General features: G+C 26.5%; 17 protein-coding genes. 12 read left to right on the top strand and 5 right to left on the bottom strand.

Annotated features, from left to right (window positions below):
• The first annotated feature begins 235 nt into the window (after positions 1–235).
• Positions 236–2,884: a bifunctional acetaldehyde-CoA/alcohol dehydrogenase gene (gene adhE / locus BN7997_RS02740; RefSeq protein ID WP_071119359.1), complete on the top strand. Its 2,649-nt coding sequence runs from the start codon at positions 236–238 to the stop codon at positions 2,882–2,884.
• A gap of 113 nt (positions 2,885–2,997) precedes the next feature.
• On the opposite strand, the gene BN7997_RS02745 is transcribed toward adhE, so the two are convergent.
• Both BN7997_RS02745 and BN7997_RS02750 read right to left on the bottom strand, forming a co-directional pair.
• Complete coding sequence (locus BN7997_RS02745; RefSeq protein WP_071119360.1) at positions 2,998–3,327, bottom strand: hypothetical protein; 330 nt, start codon at positions 3,325–3,327, stop codon at positions 2,998–3,000.
• A 186-nt stretch (positions 3,328–3,513) separates the two neighbouring features.
• Positions 3,514–3,765 carry a hypothetical protein gene (locus BN7997_RS02750; protein WP_071119361.1) on the bottom strand — a complete coding sequence of 84 codons (252 nt, stop codon included), beginning with the start codon at positions 3,763–3,765 and terminating at the stop codon, positions 3,514–3,516.
• Positions 3,766–3,850: 85 nt separating this feature from the next.
• Between BN7997_RS02750 and BN7997_RS02755 the strand changes: the two genes are divergently transcribed.
• From BN7997_RS02755 to BN7997_RS02785, 7 genes are all read left to right on the top strand, one after another.
• On the top strand, positions 3,851–4,579 hold the full coding sequence (locus BN7997_RS02755) for a YkgJ family cysteine cluster protein (protein ID WP_071119362.1): 729 nt from the start codon (positions 3,851–3,853) through the stop codon (positions 4,577–4,579).
• Between the two features lie 12 nt (positions 4,580–4,591).
• Complete coding sequence (locus BN7997_RS02760) at positions 4,592–5,503, top strand: MBL fold metallo-hydrolase (protein WP_071119363.1); 912 nt, start codon at positions 4,592–4,594, stop codon at positions 5,501–5,503.
• 50 nt (positions 5,504–5,553) lie between these two features.
• A complete protein-coding gene (locus tag BN7997_RS02765; RefSeq protein ID WP_071119364.1) occupies positions 5,554–6,351 on the top strand; it encodes a GTP diphosphokinase in 798 nt (265 codons plus the stop codon).
• 93 nt (positions 6,352–6,444) lie between these two features.
• Positions 6,445–7,137, top strand: a complete 693-nt coding sequence (locus BN7997_RS02770) for a metallophosphoesterase (protein WP_071119365.1) — start codon at positions 6,445–6,447, stop codon at positions 7,135–7,137.
• A 90-nt stretch (positions 7,138–7,227) separates the two neighbouring features.
• A complete protein-coding gene (locus BN7997_RS02775; protein WP_071119366.1) occupies positions 7,228–8,031 on the top strand; it encodes a hypothetical protein in 804 nt (267 codons plus the stop codon).
• Positions 8,032–8,236: 205 nt separating this feature from the next.
• The gene (locus BN7997_RS02780) at positions 8,237–8,797 is read left to right on the top strand and encodes a 5' nucleotidase, NT5C type (RefSeq protein WP_071119367.1); all 561 of its coding nucleotides are present in this window, start codon (positions 8,237–8,239) and stop codon (positions 8,795–8,797) included.
• 32 nt (positions 8,798–8,829) lie between these two features.
• Positions 8,830–9,315, top strand: coding sequence for a hypothetical protein (locus BN7997_RS02785; RefSeq protein ID WP_071119368.1), 486 nt, complete (start codon positions 8,830–8,832; stop codon positions 9,313–9,315).
• 95 nt (positions 9,316–9,410) lie between these two features.
• On the opposite strand, the gene fba is transcribed toward BN7997_RS02785, so the two are convergent.
• Positions 9,411–10,274, bottom strand: coding sequence for a class II fructose-1,6-bisphosphate aldolase (gene fba, locus BN7997_RS02790; protein ID WP_071119369.1), 864 nt, complete (start codon positions 10,272–10,274; stop codon positions 9,411–9,413).
• 215 nt (positions 10,275–10,489) lie between these two features.
• Here fba and BN7997_RS02795 point away from each other — a divergent pair, with 215 nt between their 5' ends.
• From BN7997_RS02795 to rlmD, 3 genes are read left to right on the top strand one after another with little or no spacing between them, the layout of a single operon-like run.
• Positions 10,490–10,819, top strand: a complete 330-nt coding sequence (locus BN7997_RS02795) for a DUF1904 domain-containing protein (protein ID WP_071119370.1) — start codon at positions 10,490–10,492, stop codon at positions 10,817–10,819.
• Positions 10,819–11,541, top strand: coding sequence for a pseudouridine synthase (locus BN7997_RS02800; RefSeq protein ID WP_143023152.1), 723 nt, complete (start codon positions 10,819–10,821; stop codon positions 11,539–11,541). Before BN7997_RS02795 ends, BN7997_RS02800 begins: the two co-directional genes overlap by 1 nt.
• Positions 11,542–11,576: 35 nt before the next feature.
• Positions 11,577–12,932, top strand: coding sequence for a 23S rRNA (uracil(1939)-C(5))-methyltransferase RlmD (gene rlmD, locus BN7997_RS02805; protein WP_071119371.1), 1,356 nt, complete (start codon positions 11,577–11,579; stop codon positions 12,930–12,932).
• Positions 12,933–12,965: 33 nt separating this feature from the next.
• On the opposite strand, the gene BN7997_RS02810 is transcribed toward rlmD, so the two are convergent.
• The gene (locus BN7997_RS02810; RefSeq protein ID WP_071119372.1) at positions 12,966–14,429 is read right to left on the bottom strand and encodes an IS1182 family transposase; all 1,464 of its coding nucleotides are present in this window, start codon (positions 14,427–14,429) and stop codon (positions 12,966–12,968) included.
• A 216-nt stretch (positions 14,430–14,645) separates the two neighbouring features.
• Between BN7997_RS02810 and BN7997_RS02815 the strand changes: the two genes are divergently transcribed.
• Positions 14,646–16,016, top strand: a complete 1,371-nt coding sequence (locus tag BN7997_RS02815) for a DUF3298 domain-containing protein (RefSeq protein WP_071119373.1) — start codon at positions 14,646–14,648, stop codon at positions 16,014–16,016.
• Positions 16,017–16,044: 28 nt separating this feature from the next.
• Here BN7997_RS02815 and BN7997_RS15730 read toward each other — a convergent pair.
• Positions 16,045–16,581 (bottom strand): transposase (locus BN7997_RS15730; RefSeq protein WP_195906794.1); only part of this gene is annotated, 537 nt, incomplete at its 5' end.

The following is a 16,581-nucleotide window of genomic DNA, read 5'->3' on the forward strand; positions in this document are numbered from 1 at the left end:
AAAAAATATAAAAAAGGGATGGTTGTTTAAAATTTAACTATGCCTTTTTTAGTGTTAAAACATACTATAAATATAATTAAAATATATAAAAATAAAATAGAAACGTTTTCTTTTGTTTTGAAAAAGAAAAAATGTTGACAGATTTAAGCGGATAGGATATTATCTAAGTATATCAAGTTTGTTAATTAACTAACATAGTTTTTTATAAAAAATTACTTCAAGGGGGAAAATATCGATGAGTAAGAATGTAAAGACAGAATTTAGTGTAGATAATATGATTAATGATTTAGTTACAAAAGCTAACAAAGCAAAAGATGAAATGTTAAAGTTAGACCAAGAAGCAGTTGATAAAATAGTTGCTGCAATGGCTAAAGCAGGTCTAGAAAAGCATATAGAGTTAGCTAAGATGGCAGTAGAAGAAACAAATAGAGGGGTATTTGAAGATAAGGTTACAAAAAATATATTCGCAACAGAATACATATACAATAGTATAAAGTACACAAAAACAGTTGGTGTAATTGAAGAAAACGATGAAGAAGGATATATGATGGTTGCAGAGCCAATAGGAGTTGTAGCAGGTGTTACTCCAGTAACTAATCCAACTTCAACTACTATGTTTAAAGCATTAATATCAATAAAAGGAAGAAATCCAATAATATTTAGTTTCCATCCATCAGCTCAAAAATGTTCAGCAGAAGCTGCAAGAATATTAAGAGATGCAGCTATAGAAGCTGGAGCACCAGAAAATTGTATCCAATGGATAGAAACACCATCTTTAGAAGCATCAAGCGCACTTATGAAACATAATGGAGTAGCTTTAATATTAGCAACAGGTGGACCAGGAATGGTTAAATCAGCTTATTCTTCAGGAAAACCAGCTTTAGGGGTTGGAGCAGGTAACGTACCATGCTTTATAGAAAAATCAGCAGATATAAAGCAAGCAGTAAACGATTTAATATTATCTAAAACTTTCGATAATGGAATGATATGTGCATCAGAGCAAGCTGTTATAGTAGAAGAATGCATATATGATGAAGTAGTAGGATTAATGAAGGCTTATAATTGCTACTTTGTTGATGGAAAAGAAAAAGAATTATTAGAAAAAACAGTAATAAATCCAGAAACAAAATCTTTAAATCCTAATATAGTTGGACAAACACCATATAAAATAGCTCAAATGGCAGGTTTTGAGGTTCCTAAAGATGCTAAAATGTTAGTAGCTGAAATAGGTGGAGTAGGAATAGATTATCCATTATCTAAAGAAAAATTAAGTCCAGTACTTGCATGTATAAAAGTAAAAGATGCTAAAGAAGGAATACAAAGATGTGTAGATATGACTGAGTTCGGAGGATTAGGACATTCAGCTGTTATACATTCAAACAACGATGATATAATATTAGAATTTAGTAAAAAAGTAAGAACGGGAAGATTATTAGTAAATGCACCTTCTACTCATGGTGCTATAGGAGATATATATAACGTAAATACGCCATCATTAACTTTAGGATGTGGATCTATGGGTAATAACTCTACTACAGACAATGTATCAGCAGTTAATTTAATAAATGTTAAAAAGGTTACTAAGAGGAGAGTAAATATGCAATGGTTTAAAGTACCTGAAAGAATATATCATGAAGTTGGTTCAGTACAATACTTAGAAAAATTACCTAATGTTGAAAGAGTAATGATAGTTACTGATAGAATGATGGTTCAATTAGGATACGTTGAAAAATTAGAGTACCACTTAAGAAAAAGAAGAAATCCAGTTATGATAGACATATTTGCTGACGTAGAACCAGATCCATCTGTAGATACAGTATTAAATGGTGCTGAAGCAATGAGAAAATTCAAACCAGATACTATAATAGCTTTAGGTGGAGGATCTGCAATGGATGCTGCTAAAGGTATGTGGTTATTCTATGAAAATAAAGATGCAGATTTCGATGATTTAAGACTTAAGTTTATGGATATAAGAAAGAGAATATATAAATTCCCTAAATTAGGAAGACAAGCTAAGATGGTAGCTATACCAACTACTTCAGGTACAGGATCAGAGGTTACATCTTTCGCAGTTATAACTGATAAGGTAAATAACATAAAATATCCTTTAGCTGATTATGAATTAACTCCAGATGTAGCTATAATAGACCCTACATTTGTAATGTCTGTACCAGCAGCTGTTACTGCAGATACAGGACTAGATGTATTAACTCATGCTATAGAAGCTTATGTTTCTATAATGGCAACTGATTATACAGATGCTTTAGCTATGAAGGCTATACAAATGGTATTTGAATATTTACCAAAATCATATAAAGGAGCTAATACAGCTGAAGGAAAAGAAGCAAGAGAAAAAATGCATAATGCTTCTTGTATAGCAGGTATGGCATTTGCAAATGCATTCTTAGGTGTTAACCACTCATTAGCTCATAAATTAGGATCAGAATTCCATATACCACATGGTAGAGCTAATGCAATATTATTACCTCATGTAATAGAATATAATGCTACTATGCCAAGTAAGTTTGCTGCATTCCCTAAATATAAGTCATTCGTAGCAGATAAGAAATATGCTGAAATAGCAAAGGCTTTAGGATTAAAGGCTAATACTACAGAAGAAGGTGTTAAGAGCTTAGTTGAAGCTGTAAGAAACTTAATGAAAGAATTAAATATGCCAATGACTGTACAAGCATGCGGTATAGAAGAAGAAACTTATTTTGCAGCTATAGAGAGATTAGCTTTAGATGCATTTGATGACCAATGTACTCCAGCTAACCCAAGATTACCATTAGTAAGTGAATTAGTTCAAATATATAAAGATATATATAAAGCTAAGTCTCCAATAAAGAAAGAGGAAAAAAAAATAGCTAAACAAAATGCATAAAATTCTGAAAATTATACTAGATTAATAGATAAAATTTAATATAATTAAATTATAAATAACATAGTTAATAAAGGGGCCTATTAAGGCCCCCTTATTTTTTAGTTAGACTTTAATTAAGATTTAAAGATTTTAACTTTTTCAAAGTCATTTTTTATATTTATTATACAGTTATCATAATTAACTTCAAAGTTAGCAAAAGCAGAAAATAAATCTATATCCCTCATTAAATGAACAGTCATTATATTACTTTCTTTATTTATTCTAAGTATTAATGATCTAACATAAGGAAATTGTATTCTAGAATTAAAAAAACTATCTCCATTAGTATCGATATCTAGACTACGATAGTTTATATCTATGAATAAATCTATGTCATTATCTTCTTCTCTTATAACTCTAAAATTAAAGTCAGTATCTAAGCATAACTTTCCTATATTTAGCATGTAATCACCTCTTTTAAGTACATTATAAGACAGTATTATACATTATATTTTTTAAAATTAATATAAAAAGAGCCTCTGTTGGGGGAAACAGAGACTCAAAATTGGGGGAGATTGAGTTAAATATTTAATTTTACATTAATATTATTAACTCAGAATCTAAATTTATACATTAATTACATAAAAATATTATCTTTTTTTATTTATAAATTTAGGCCCAAGATACTTTCTTATATCTTCATCAGAAGAAAAATCATCTATAAGTATTTCTCTTCCTGTTTCTTCGAATACAACTAAAACTTCGCAATCTCCTTGTAAGAAGAATTTCCTAACTGTTTCTTCTCTAACTTCTCTAACTTTAGTTATGTTCTTTTTAGTTTTTTCATAATCCTTAGTATAATAACTATCCATCATATTTATTATTTTTGTATATCTATTCATAAAATACCTCCTATAAATATTCTAAAAATATATGTTATAATAATTGTTTGTATTAACCTAATAATTATAACAAGGAGTAATAATAATGACTAGTATAAAAAAGAATCATGTAGTAAATTGTATAAATTATGCAAATGAAAATAGACTATTTGATAAATTAAATAATATTTATAAAAGTTTACCAAGTGGAGATTGTAGTGGATGTGGAAATTGCTGTATGGAATCTGTTGGTACAAATTTAATTGAATTTATAAATATATATAATTATTTAGAGAATAAGCCAGAACTAAAAAAGATGTGTTTAGATAAAATTATAGATTATTATTTCTTAGAATATATAGATAAAAAACCATGCCCATTTAAAGATAAAGATAATAGATGTATGATATATGAAGTAAGACCATTAAACTGTAGGTTGTTTGGTCATTGGAAAAAAGAAGATTATAATAAAAATTTAAGTAATGTTACTCAAAGAAATAGAGAATATAGGGATTTAATAAAATCAAAATATGGGTTTGATATTAGTGACAAAGTGGTAAATTATAAAATTGAGTATTGCGAAACCTTTATACCACAAGAAAGATATTTAGAAAAAAGTGAAAGATTAGAGTTTGCAGATAACTTAATGATATTAGATTCGAATATATACTCTAAAGGAATCATAGATATAGATTTTAAAGATAGAGGAATAGTTGAGTACTTTATAGAAAGCTTATTAAAAGAAGATACTGCGTACAATATAAAAGTAAGGGTATCTAAAGATAAGAATGTTAGAAATCGTGCGATTAATAGATTGAAAAAAATACTATTATAAAAAGGTGATTTAATGAACTTAATAAATATATCGGGTAATACTTTTTATATAAGAGGAGGAACTAATACAGGATTATATTTATTTGATGATAATTCAGCATTGATTATTGATCCTGGATTAAGTGGAGCAAGACCAAATAAAATAATAAAAATATTAAATGAAAGAAATATAGAGTTAAAATATATAATAAATACTCATGAGCATAATGATCATTTCGGGGCTTGTAGTCAATTTAAAGAGTATTATAAGGATGTAGAGATATTATCATCAGAAGAGGCAAAATTATATATAGAAAAATTAGAATTATTTTCGAAATATATAATGGGTGGGAAAAGTAACATATTCATGGATGAGAAACTTAAGAATAGATCGCCAAAAGAGATATGTATAGATACTGTTATAACTGAAGGAATATTAAATATAAATAATAAAAAGTTTGAAGTTTTTAATTTTAAGGGGCATACTCCAGGAAGTATAGGTGTTTTAACAGATGATAAAGTATTATTTGTAGGAGACTTATTAGTAGGAGAAGAGATGCTTTCAAAGTATGATTTTTTATTTTTATTTGATATAGAAGAGCAAATAAAATCATTAGAGCGAATAGAAAATATAGATTTTGAATATATGGTAATAGCTCATAGTAAAAAGTTTATATCAAAAGATGAAAGTTATAAGATAATAGATAAACATAAAACAGCTATCGATAAGTATATGAATCAGGTTAGGACATATTTAAATAACCCAATTACTATAGAAAATATATTAAAGCACATTATAGTAAATAACAATTTAAGTCATAATTATAAAGAATATCATTTCTTTAAATCATCTTTAATTTCTTTAATAAGTTACTTAATAGATTTAGGTGAAGTTAATTATATATTAAAAGATGGTGAGTTGCTTTATTATACCAAAAATAAGTAAATTATGTTAAAATAGATATGTATGGAAAAATGAGATAAAGGGTGGATGATATGGAATACGAAAAATGGGATGAAGTATTAGCGCCTTATAATAATGCGGTTGAAGAACTAAAAGTAAAGTTTAAAAATATAAGAAAAGAATTTTTAACAAAAGGAGAATATTCTCCAATAGAATTTGTAACAGGAAGAACTAAAAAAATAGCGTCTATTGTATCAAAGGCTAAACGATTAAATATACAAGATATTGAAGCAGAAATGGAAGATATAGCTGGTATAAGAATAATGTGTCAGTTTGTTGAAGACATATATAATATCGTGAATTTAATTAAGTCTAGAAGTGATATGAGTATAGTTTATGAAAAAGATTATATTAAGAATTTTAAAGACAGTGGATATAGAAGTTATCATGTAATAATAAAATATCCTATACATTCAATAGCAGGTTCTAAGGAAATTTTATGTGAGATACAGATAAGAACACTTGCTATGAACTTTTGGGCAACAATAGAACATTCTTTGAAATACAAGTATGAACATTATATACCGGAAACACTTGCGGTTAGATTAAGGAGAGCAGCAGATGCGGCATTTTTATTAGATCAAGAAATGAGTGAAATTAGAGAAGATATAATGAAAGCTCAAGTTATGTACCAAGTAAAGTCTGTTACATTAAGAGATGTTTTAGATAAAATTCAAGAATTATATAATGTAGGTGAAACGCATAAGGCCATAAAATATCAAAGAAGATTAGATAAAATAGACAATGAAAGAGATATAACTGAAATATTGCAATTAAAAAAGGAAATAGATTCCTTATTACAAGAATATAAAAATAAAGTTGATGATTAGGCAGTTATCCAATGTAGGATAACTGTCTTTTTTGGAAATATTAAAATATATAGTTACATAATTTGAAACGTAGTACTAGAAAGGACAGATTAGATGAGTTTATATGCAATAGGTGATTTACATTTTTCAACATTAGTAGAAAAGCCAATGAATATATTTGGAGATAAATGGGAAAAACATGAAGAAAAAATAATTAGTAGCTGGAAAGATAATGTTAAAGAAGACGATGTAGTTTTAGTCTTAGGAGATACTTCATGGGGAATTAATCTAACTGAAGCTAAACCAGATTTAGATATTATAAGTAATCTTTGTGGAAATAAAATTTTTATAAAAGGAAATCATGATTATTGGTGGACAACAGTAACTAATTTAAATAAATTATATGATAATATGAAATTTTTACAAACAAATTTCTATGAGTACGGAGGGTATGCTATATGTGGTGGTAGAGGATGGATTTGTCCTAATGATTTTAAATTTGATGACAATGATGAGAAAATATATAAGAGAGAAGAAAATAGAATTAGGCTATCACTTCAAGCTGCAAAGAAAAAGGGATATTCTAAATTTATAGTTATAACCCATTATCCACCTACAAATGATAAATTAGAAGAATCTTTATTTACTAATTTGTACGAAGAATATGGTGTAGAAAAAGTAATATATGGTCATTTACATGGTAAAGAATCATTTAAAATGGGTTTAAAAGGGGTTAGAAATGGAGTGGAGTATATCTTAGCTTCTTGTGATTATACAGATTTTAATTTAATAAAAATAATGGATTAATAAACCAATAATTTGTAAATACTATCAAATAAAATATTAAAATACAAAAATTAGGAAGATTGTCCTAATTGAAGAAGGAGACTTAAATGTATGAGATGGATAGTAGTATTCTTATTTTTATATTTTATACCTTTGATAGTATTATTTAAAAATTATAATAATATAAAGAGATCATTTATATACGCAAGTATGTATATTACATTAGTTACTACAATAGTAATAACTAATATATACATTAGTGGATTAAATAAAATAAAGGAAGCAATGTATTATCAAAACTATTCTTTTGGAAAAGAATATACAGAAGAAAAAATTATAAATGAGAATAAGCCTGTACAAGATACTTCTGAGATAGCAAAACTAGAAGAAATTAAAGTGAATGCTAAAAATGATAGCAATAATATAGTGTCAGAAAATAAGGAAAATGATAATAAAGAAGTAGTAAATTTTGATTCTAAAAAAAGCGATAAAGAGCTTATATATGAATTTAAGAAGGAAATTTATGAAATAGAGCTTAAAGCGCTTATTCCTATGAGAGAATGTATACCTTACACTAAAAATATAGTTGAAAACATAAAAAAATTAGATAAAGTTAAACAAGACTTAGAATATGCATCAGATATGTGTACAGAAGTTATATCGATATACACAACTATGGATATACCACAATTATCAAATGATGAATATACTAAAATGTTAATTGATGCTAGAAATGATGTAAAAACAGCATATGAATTAAGAGAGAAAGCGATGGAGTCTGCAATTACTCTTATAAATACTAAAAATCCTAAATATATAGGTAAAATAACAGAGTATCTTAATTTATCAGATAACTATATAGCTAATTTTAAAGATAGATTGACAGATTTAAATCAAATTATAGACGAACAATAATATATATGTATACTTGGTACTATATTCCTATACTAAGTATACATTTTTTTAGTATAAGAAAAGTATTATATAAATAGTATATAAATTGATCTTAATCAATGTGTATGCTGTTTAATATATAATAAAAGTAAATTTTTGATTTATAATTTAACATATGATATAATGTGTTAAATCAACATGATGATGGGTATTAGGGAGGACAAATATGATTAAATTAAATATATGCATAGACATAGATGGAACTATAACTAGTCCATATCATTTTATTCCATATTTAAATGAATTATATAATAAAAATATAACAGAAGAAGAATGTAATACTCATAATTGGGAAGTTTTATATGGTGTAGATATGAATACTATGATAAGTGAATTTCATGAAAAATATATGCATTCATATGGAGAAGCAAAGGTAGTTGATGATGCTAAAAATATTATAGATGAACTAAAGAAAAATCATAATTTATATTTTGTAACAGCTAGAGATGCTAAATTAACAGATATAACTAAAAATTGGCTAAATGAAAATGGATTTGAAGAGATCGATGTATACTTATTAGGTAGTGATTATAAAATACAAAAAGCAAAAGAATTAGAGTGTCATATATTTATAGAAGATAATCCATCAAATGCAATGCAGCTTGCGAATGAAGGTATGAAAGTATTGCTAATAGATACTAATTATAATAAAGAGATAGAACATGAAAATATAGTAAGAGTTAATAATTGGATAGATATACACGGATTTATACAGGAGTACAATTAGTACTATTATTGGGAGAAGTGGGAGGCAATCGAATGATAGAACTAAATTTAGAAAATAAAAAAGGAAAAATTAAAATAAATAGTAGTGATGTTAAAAATATTTTAAGATTGCGCCCTGATTTTGAATATATACAAGATATTTCAGAAACAATAAATCAAGAAAATATAATGGTTTATGATTGTCAGTTATCTAGAGATTTATTTAATATGGAAGATATAGATGAAATAAAAGAAGAGATAGGGCAGGATATAGATGAGTCTTATTTTGATGTTTTATTTGAAGATGTAAGAGCGTACTTAAAAGATGCTACAGATGAAATTGAAGAGGAAATACAAGATAAGTATTTATTAGATAATGTAAGATGTTATTTTGAGGTATATAATATTGATGAAACATTTACAGACTTTAAATTTGTATTTCTTGTAAGTTTTAAGGATATAAAAATAGCATCTCTTACTAATTTATCTAAGTTAATAGGTAAAAGACAATTAACAGGAGCATCAAAATTTTATAGTTAATAAAATAAAAAGAGTATAATCTAATGATTAATCATTAGACTATACTCTTTTTTATGTAAATTTTAAATTTATAAAGAAAGAATTACTCTATAAAATTAAGCTTTATTTATAGATCCGAATAATTCCATTTTTTCTTTAACAGTAGCTTTTATAGCTTCAAATCCTGGAGCTAAAACTTTACGAGGATCAAATCCTTTACCTTGTAAGTCTTTTCCTTCTTCTATGTATTTACGAGTAGCAGCAGCAAATGCTAATTGGCACTCAGTATTAACATTTATCTTAGATACACCTAAAGAGATAGCTTTTTGTATCATTTCTGCAGGTATACCAGTTCCCCCATGTAAAACTAATGGCATATCTCCTGTAGCATTGTTTATAGCTTCTAAAGCATCAAAGTTTAATCCTGCCCAATTTTCTGGATATTGTCCATGTATGTTACCTATACCAGCAGCTAACATATCAACACCTAAGTCAGATATTAACTTACATTCAGCTGGATCTGCAACTTCACCTGAACCAACAACACCATCTTCTTCTCCACCTATAGAACCAACTTCTGCTTCTACAGATATTCCTTTAGAATGAGCTATCTCAACTATTTCTTTAGTTTTAGCTACATTTTCTTCTATAGAGTAGTGAGAACCATCAAACATAACAGAAGAGAATCCTGCTTCTATTACTTTTAAAGCTCCTTCATAACTACCGTGATCTAAGTGTAATGCAACAGGAACAGTTATGTTTAACTCTTCTAACATTCCATTAACCATACCAACTATAGTTTTGTATCCCCCCATATATTTACCAGCGCCTTCAGAAACACCTAATATAACAGGTGAATTGTTTTCTTGTGCAGTTAATAATATAGCTTTAGTCCATTCTAAGTTATTTATATTGAATTGACCAACTGCATATTTACCTTCTCTAGCTTTATTTAACATTTCTTTTGCAGAAACTAACATAGTTAAAACCTCCATAATTAAGTTGAATTTGAAATTTTGTTATAGCTTTGATTTTATTTACTACTTACTAAATTCTAAAATTTACCCATCAATTAATATTATAACGTTTATGGAAAAAAAGTACATAGTAAATTGTAATAACTTGAAATTAAAAGTATAATAATACTTAAATAAGAATGAATGATAAATTTTTTATTATAGAAAGGAAATATATTATGCCACAAATAAAGATAAGAGGAATAAATGAAAATCAAATATGTGAAATAAGTGAAAAAATGATAGATGAATTGGTAGATGCAGTAAAATGCCCAAGAGACTATTTTGAAATAGAATGTATAAAATCTGTAGCTATAAGAGATGGAAAAATAGCCGATGTATATCCTTTTGTAGAGGTAGCTTGGTTTGATAGAGGTCAAGAAGTACAAGATACAGTTGCAAAAATAATAACAGATAATATAAGAGAAAATTTAAACATAGAAAGTATGGATTTAGCATTTACAGTTTTTGAAAAAGAAAAATACTATGAGAATGGAGAACATTTTTAATGGGAAAAAAAATGCGTGTAGATAAATTACTTTCTAACGTAGGGGTAGCTAGTAGAGCGGAATTAAAGAAATATTGTAAACAAGGTTTAATATCTGTAAATGGAAAAGTTATAAATAATCCAGGAGTACAAGTTGACTCTGAAAATGATGATGTTAGATTTAATGGAGAAAAAATAGTATATAGAGAATTTGTCTATATAATGTTAAATAAACCAGATGGATATATATCAGCTACATTTGATAAATATGATCCAATAGTATTAGATTTAATAGACCAGTCATATTTAGTGTTTGAACCATTTCCAGTAGGTAGACTAGATAAAGATACAGAAGGATTACTAGTGCTTACAAATGATGGACAACTTGCTCACAGAGTACTATCTCCTAAAAAGCATGTACCAAAAACTTATTATGCGAAAATACAAGGAAAAGTAACTGAAGAAGATATACTTGCATTTGAAAAAGGTGTAATTCTTGATGATGGATATGAAACTATGCCATCACAATTGAAAATTTTAAAAAGTGATGATATGTCAGAAATAGAACTTACAATTCATGAAGGTAAATTCCACCAAGTAAAAAGAATGTTTGAGAGTGTAGGCAAAAAAGTAGTATACTTAAAAAGGCTTTCTATGGGTAAATTAAAATTAGATGAAAGCTTAAAATTAGGAGAGTATAGAGAATTAACTGAAGAAGAAGTTAAGTTAATAGAAGAAAGATAATTTGATAATATAAACAACTAGCGGAGGTAGCATTAGTGAAAAGAAGAGACGTTATAGAGTTTGAAGTAGATAAAATGGAGTTTGGAGGAACATCTGTAAGTAGGTATGGAAACAGAGACATACATATGAAAGGTGGAATAACTGGACAAAAGGTTAAAGCTGCTGTAAAAAGAACAAAAAGTGGAAAAGCAGATGTTAAGATGTTAGAGTTATTAGAAAACTCTCCGATAGAAACAGAAACTCCTTGTAAGCATTTTAACGAATGTGGAGGATGTACGATATTATCTGTTCCTTATGAAAAGCAATTAGAAATCAAAGAAAGACAAGTTATGGATTTATTCTTACAACAAGATTTATTTGGTTTTAAATTCTTAGGAATACAAGGAAGTCCTCAAAATAGATTATATAGAAATAAAATGGAGTATACTTTCGGAGATGAAATGAAAGATGGACCATTAACATTAGGTCTTCATAAAAAAGGAAGGCATATAGATATAATGACAGTTGATGGTTGTTTCTTAGTTGATCAAGACTTTATAAAAGTTTTAACTTCAACAGTAGAATTCTTTAATGAAAAACAACTTCCTTACTACAGAACAGTAAATCATAAAGGGTACTTAAGAAACCTTGTAGTTAGAAAAGGTATAAATGCTAATGAACTTATGGTAAATATAGTAACATCTTCTCAAGTTGATTTTAATATGAATGAATATAAAGATATGTTATTAAATTTAGATACAGAAGCTGAATTAGTAAGTATATTACACACAATAAATGATGGATTAGCAGATGCTGTAAACTGTGATGAATTAAGAGTATTACATGGAAGAGATTATATTCATGAAGAAGTTTTAGGCTTAAGATTTAGAGTTTCTCCATTCTCATTCTTCCAAACTAACACTAAAGGAGCAGAAGAATTATATACTATAGCTAGAGAGTTTGTAGGAGACCACAATGATAAGGTTGTATTTGACTTATATAGTGGAACGGGAACTATAGGTCAAGTTATGGCTAAAGCAGCGAAGAAGGTATATGGAATAGAAATAATAGAAGAAGCTGTAGTTGCTGCAAATCAAAATGCTAAATTAAATGGATTAACTAACTGTGAGTTTGTTGCAGGAGATGTTGCAAAAACTGTTAAAAATTTAAAAGATAAGCCAGACTTAATAATAGTAGATCCACCAAGACCAGGAGTTCATAAGGATGCAGTAAGAGATATATCTAACTTTGGTGCGAAGGAAATAGTTTATATATCTTGTAACCCTAAGACTTTAGTTCTTGATTTAGTTGAATTTAAAAAATACGGATATGAATTAGAAAAAGTAAAATGTATGGATATGTTCCCAAATACTCCACACGTTGAAACAATAGTAAAACTTATAAAAAAATAGTTAAAATAAAAAACTTAAGATACATTCTTAAGTTCAGATTGTAGACAAAATAGCCATTTTTAACTTATATAAAATGGCTATTTTCTTTTTTATAAAGATTTTTAGTGATAATATACTAAAAATAGGCGTGAGCCTTAGATTATTGGATGTATCTTTCCACATCCAATTAGCTAATTTTTTTAGATTCATGCATGAGAAAATAAGACTCACCTCCATCTCAATTTTCGACAAGCCTCTTAATTTTGTATATCTCATACCATGTTTCTCTTTTGCATCTGCAAAAACTCGTTCAATTGTTTCTTTACGTTTACTGTAAACTTTTTTTACATATGGCTTATGTCTAAGATGATCAGCTTCTTCTAAATAATTTTGCCATATATGCCTTGTAACTAACTTTTGTTTATTTTTACTATTAGTGCAAATATTTAAGTGTTCACAAGATTTGCAATCACTTGGATTAGATTTATACTCTCTATACCCATCTCTATTGGTAGTTGAATATTTTAAAATTTTATTATTAGGACAAATATAACAGTCATAATACTCATCATATACATATTCATATTTCTTAAAAAATCCTTTTTTAGTCATAGGTCTTTTATATGGAATAGCAGGAATTATACCATCATCTAAAATAGTTTTACAAATATAAGGAGTTATATATCCAGCATCTATAGCTATCGCTGTTGTATGTTGTTTACTATTATTTTTTATCTTTTGATATAAATCGGAAAAAGCTACGCTATCATGTATGTTACCAGATGTAATATGAAAATCTAATATGAAATTATTGTTATCACAAGCTGTATGCGCTAGATATGCGAAGCATTTTTCTTTTTCATTTTTGAAGAACATGCCACTATCCTTATCTGTATTACTCTCTATTTTTTCCTTTTTTTTTACCTCTTCATTTTTCACTTCACATAATGGACTTTTTCCATGTTTTAATCTATCTTCATTTATCTCTTTTTCTAGTTTTTCTTGATAATGCTTAGCTTGAATATCTACCTCTACTTTAGTATATTTTTTCTTATTAGCACTAGCTTTTATATGTGTTGAATCTATATAGATATTAGAAGAATCTACAAATCCACATTTTGTAGCTCTCGCTAAAATTTCTTTAAATATTGATTCAAATAAATCTGTATTTTTAAATCGTCTTTCATAGTTTTTATTAAAAGTTGAGAAATGAGGAATTTTTTCAGTTAATGAGTAACCTAAAAACCATCTATACGCTACATTTACTTCTATTTCTCTAATTGTTTGCCTCATTGAAGGTATGCCAAATAAATATTGAATTAAAACTATTTTTATTAAAACAACAGGATCTATACTTGGAGCTCCTAACGGAGAGTATAAATCTTTTACTTTATCATAAATAAAACTAAAATCTATTGCATTTTCTATTTTTCTTACTAAATGGTTTTCAGGAACCAATCCATCTAATATAACATTTATTTCATCATCTCTAAAATTTTCTTTTCTTATAGTTAACATATTTATCACCTCATAAAGAGTATTGACAAAAATAAAAGAGCGTAGACTTTGTCTACGCTCTGAACTTAAGATACATTCTTAAGTTTTTTTATTTTTATATAGAAATTTTAAATTTGAAAATTAATAATAGAGTATTTTTATATTTTATGGGGATAAAAAATACAAAAAATCTAAATATAAAATAAAAGGAATTATATTTAGGAGGAAAATCACGACATGAAGAGACTAGAAAACTTCTTAAAATATAAGTACATATTATTAGCTATAATGATACTTACAATATTTAGCATATTTGATATATTTAATATAAAAGATGGATTACAAACGAATTTATATCAAGGATTTAAACTAGTAAAGGTAACCGAAGAAAAAATTAAAATCGATGAAAAAAACTTAGTAATAAGTGCAAGAATGCCAGAGATACATTATTCAAATGAAGAAGTTGAAAGATATATAAATTCGTATATTAGAAGAAATATAAATGATTCAATAAATCATGAGAGGCAAGAATCTCAGCTTTATAAAAATAATTCTAAAACTAATGTTAATATAAATTATCATATAGTTTTTGAAAATAAAAGTTTATTAAATATTGTAATATATAAAGAAATAAGATATAAAGACAATAAATTTAAGCAAGAAAAAGATAGCTATGTTTTTGACTTAAATACAGGTCAAAGAATTTTCTTAAATAATTTATTAAAGGATAATGAAGATTATGAAGATGTGATTTATGATTATATAATAGATTATATAAAAGATAATAAATTGAAGGTTGATAAAAATAAAATAAAAATTAATAAATATACAAATTATGAAATAATAGATGAAGGAATAAATATTTATTTTAATCCATACAAATCAAGTAAAGAAGATTTAGCATATGAATTTAAAATTCCTTTTACTATATTTAAAAATAAAATAAAGATGATACAAACTAGCAGTATAATTGCTAATATAGATACCCAAACAATAACTAAGAATAATAAGTATATAAATAGTATTATTAATATACCTATAATAATGATTGATAATAAAGATATATCAAAAAATATAAACGATGAAATAACAAATAGTATAATGAAGTTTTTTAATGATTCACAAAAGCAAGCAAAAGAATATAACGATGCACTCCCTGAAGTAGAAAATAAATTTGTTGCTAATGTTGATTTTGATGTAAAGAAAAATAGCGATAATATATTAAGTATATTGATAAAATATTATAAGTATGCAGGTGGAGCTCATGGATATTACGAGAATGTAGCATACAATATAGATATAAGAAATGGAAATTTTTTAACGATAGATAATTTATTTAAAGAAGGGTCAGACTATAAAAATATTATAAATGAAGAAATAAGAAATCAAATAGAGGAATTAATAAAGTTAGATGAACAGAATAAGGGAGTGTATGAATTTAAAAGTATAGAAGATAAACAAAAATTTTATATACAAGATGATAATATAGTAGTATATTTCGATTTATATGATATAGCTCCTTATGCAGCTGGTATACCTGAATTTATAATAAATGTTAATAAAATAGATCATATATTAAAACCAGAATATAAAGAAATATTTAAGTAATAAAAGACCACATAAAAGTGGTCTTTTATTACTTAAATATTTCAGATTGTAGACAAAATAGCCATTTTAACTTATATAAAGTGGCTATTTTCTTTTTTATAAAGATTTTTAGTGATAATATACTAAAAATAGGCGTGAGCCTTAGATTATTGGATGTATCTTTCCACATCCAATTAGCTAATTTTTTTAGATTCATGCATGAGAAAATAAGACTCACCTCCATCTCAATTTTCGACAAGCCTCTTAATTTTGTATATCTCATACCATGTTTCTCTTTTGCATCTGCAAAAACTCGTTCAATTGTTTCTTTACGTTTACTGTAAACTTTTTTTACATATGGCTTATGTCTAAGATGATCAGCTTCTTCTAAATAATTTTGCCATATATGCCTTGTAACTAACTTTTGTTTATTTTTACTATTAGTGCAAATATTTAAGTGTTCACAAGATTTGCAATCACTTGGATTAGATTTATACTCTCTATACCCATCTCTATTGGTAGTTGAATATTTTAAAATTTTATTATTAGGACAAATATAACAGTCATAATACTCATCATATACATA

Source organism: Romboutsia timonensis (assembly GCF_900106845.1).
Classification (GTDB): domain Bacteria; phylum Bacillota; class Clostridia; order Peptostreptococcales; family Peptostreptococcaceae; genus Romboutsia; species Romboutsia timonensis.

Coding starts and splice junctions, on each gene's coding strand:
- BN7997_RS02755 (WP_071119362.1), top strand. CDS start 3,851: ATGACTAGTATAAAAAAGAATCATGTAGTAAATTGTATAAATTATGCA.
- BN7997_RS02770 (WP_071119365.1), top strand. CDS start 6,445: ATGAGTTTATATGCAATAGGTGATTTACATTTTTCAACATTAGTAGAA.
- adhE (WP_071119359.1), top strand. CDS start 236: ATGAGTAAGAATGTAAAGACAGAATTTAGTGTAGATAATATGATTAAT.
- BN7997_RS02795 (WP_071119370.1), top strand. CDS start 10,490: ATGCCACAAATAAAGATAAGAGGAATAAATGAAAATCAAATATGTGAA.
- BN7997_RS02765 (WP_071119364.1), top strand. CDS start 5,554: ATGGAATACGAAAAATGGGATGAAGTATTAGCGCCTTATAATAATGCG.
- BN7997_RS02815 (WP_071119373.1), top strand. CDS start 14,646: ATGAAGAGACTAGAAAACTTCTTAAAATATAAGTACATATTATTAGCT.
- BN7997_RS02745 (WP_071119360.1), bottom strand. CDS start 3,327: ATGCTAAATATAGGAAAGTTATGCTTAGATACTGACTTTAATTTTAGA.
- BN7997_RS02785 (WP_071119368.1), top strand. CDS start 8,830: ATGATAGAACTAAATTTAGAAAATAAAAAAGGAAAAATTAAAATAAAT.
- BN7997_RS02760 (WP_071119363.1), top strand. CDS start 4,592: ATGAACTTAATAAATATATCGGGTAATACTTTTTATATAAGAGGAGGA.
- fba (WP_071119369.1), bottom strand. CDS start 10,274: ATGTTAGTTTCTGCAAAAGAAATGTTAAATAAAGCTAGAGAAGGTAAA.
- BN7997_RS02810 (WP_071119372.1), bottom strand. CDS start 14,429: ATGTTAACTATAAGAAAAGAAAATTTTAGAGATGATGAAATAAATGTT.
- BN7997_RS02800 (WP_143023152.1), top strand. CDS start 10,819: ATGGGAAAAAAAATGCGTGTAGATAAATTACTTTCTAACGTAGGGGTA.
- BN7997_RS02750 (WP_071119361.1), bottom strand. CDS start 3,765: ATGAATAGATATACAAAAATAATAAATATGATGGATAGTTATTATACT.
- BN7997_RS02780 (WP_071119367.1), top strand. CDS start 8,237: ATGATTAAATTAAATATATGCATAGACATAGATGGAACTATAACTAGT.
- BN7997_RS02775 (WP_071119366.1), top strand. CDS start 7,228: ATGAGATGGATAGTAGTATTCTTATTTTTATATTTTATACCTTTGATA.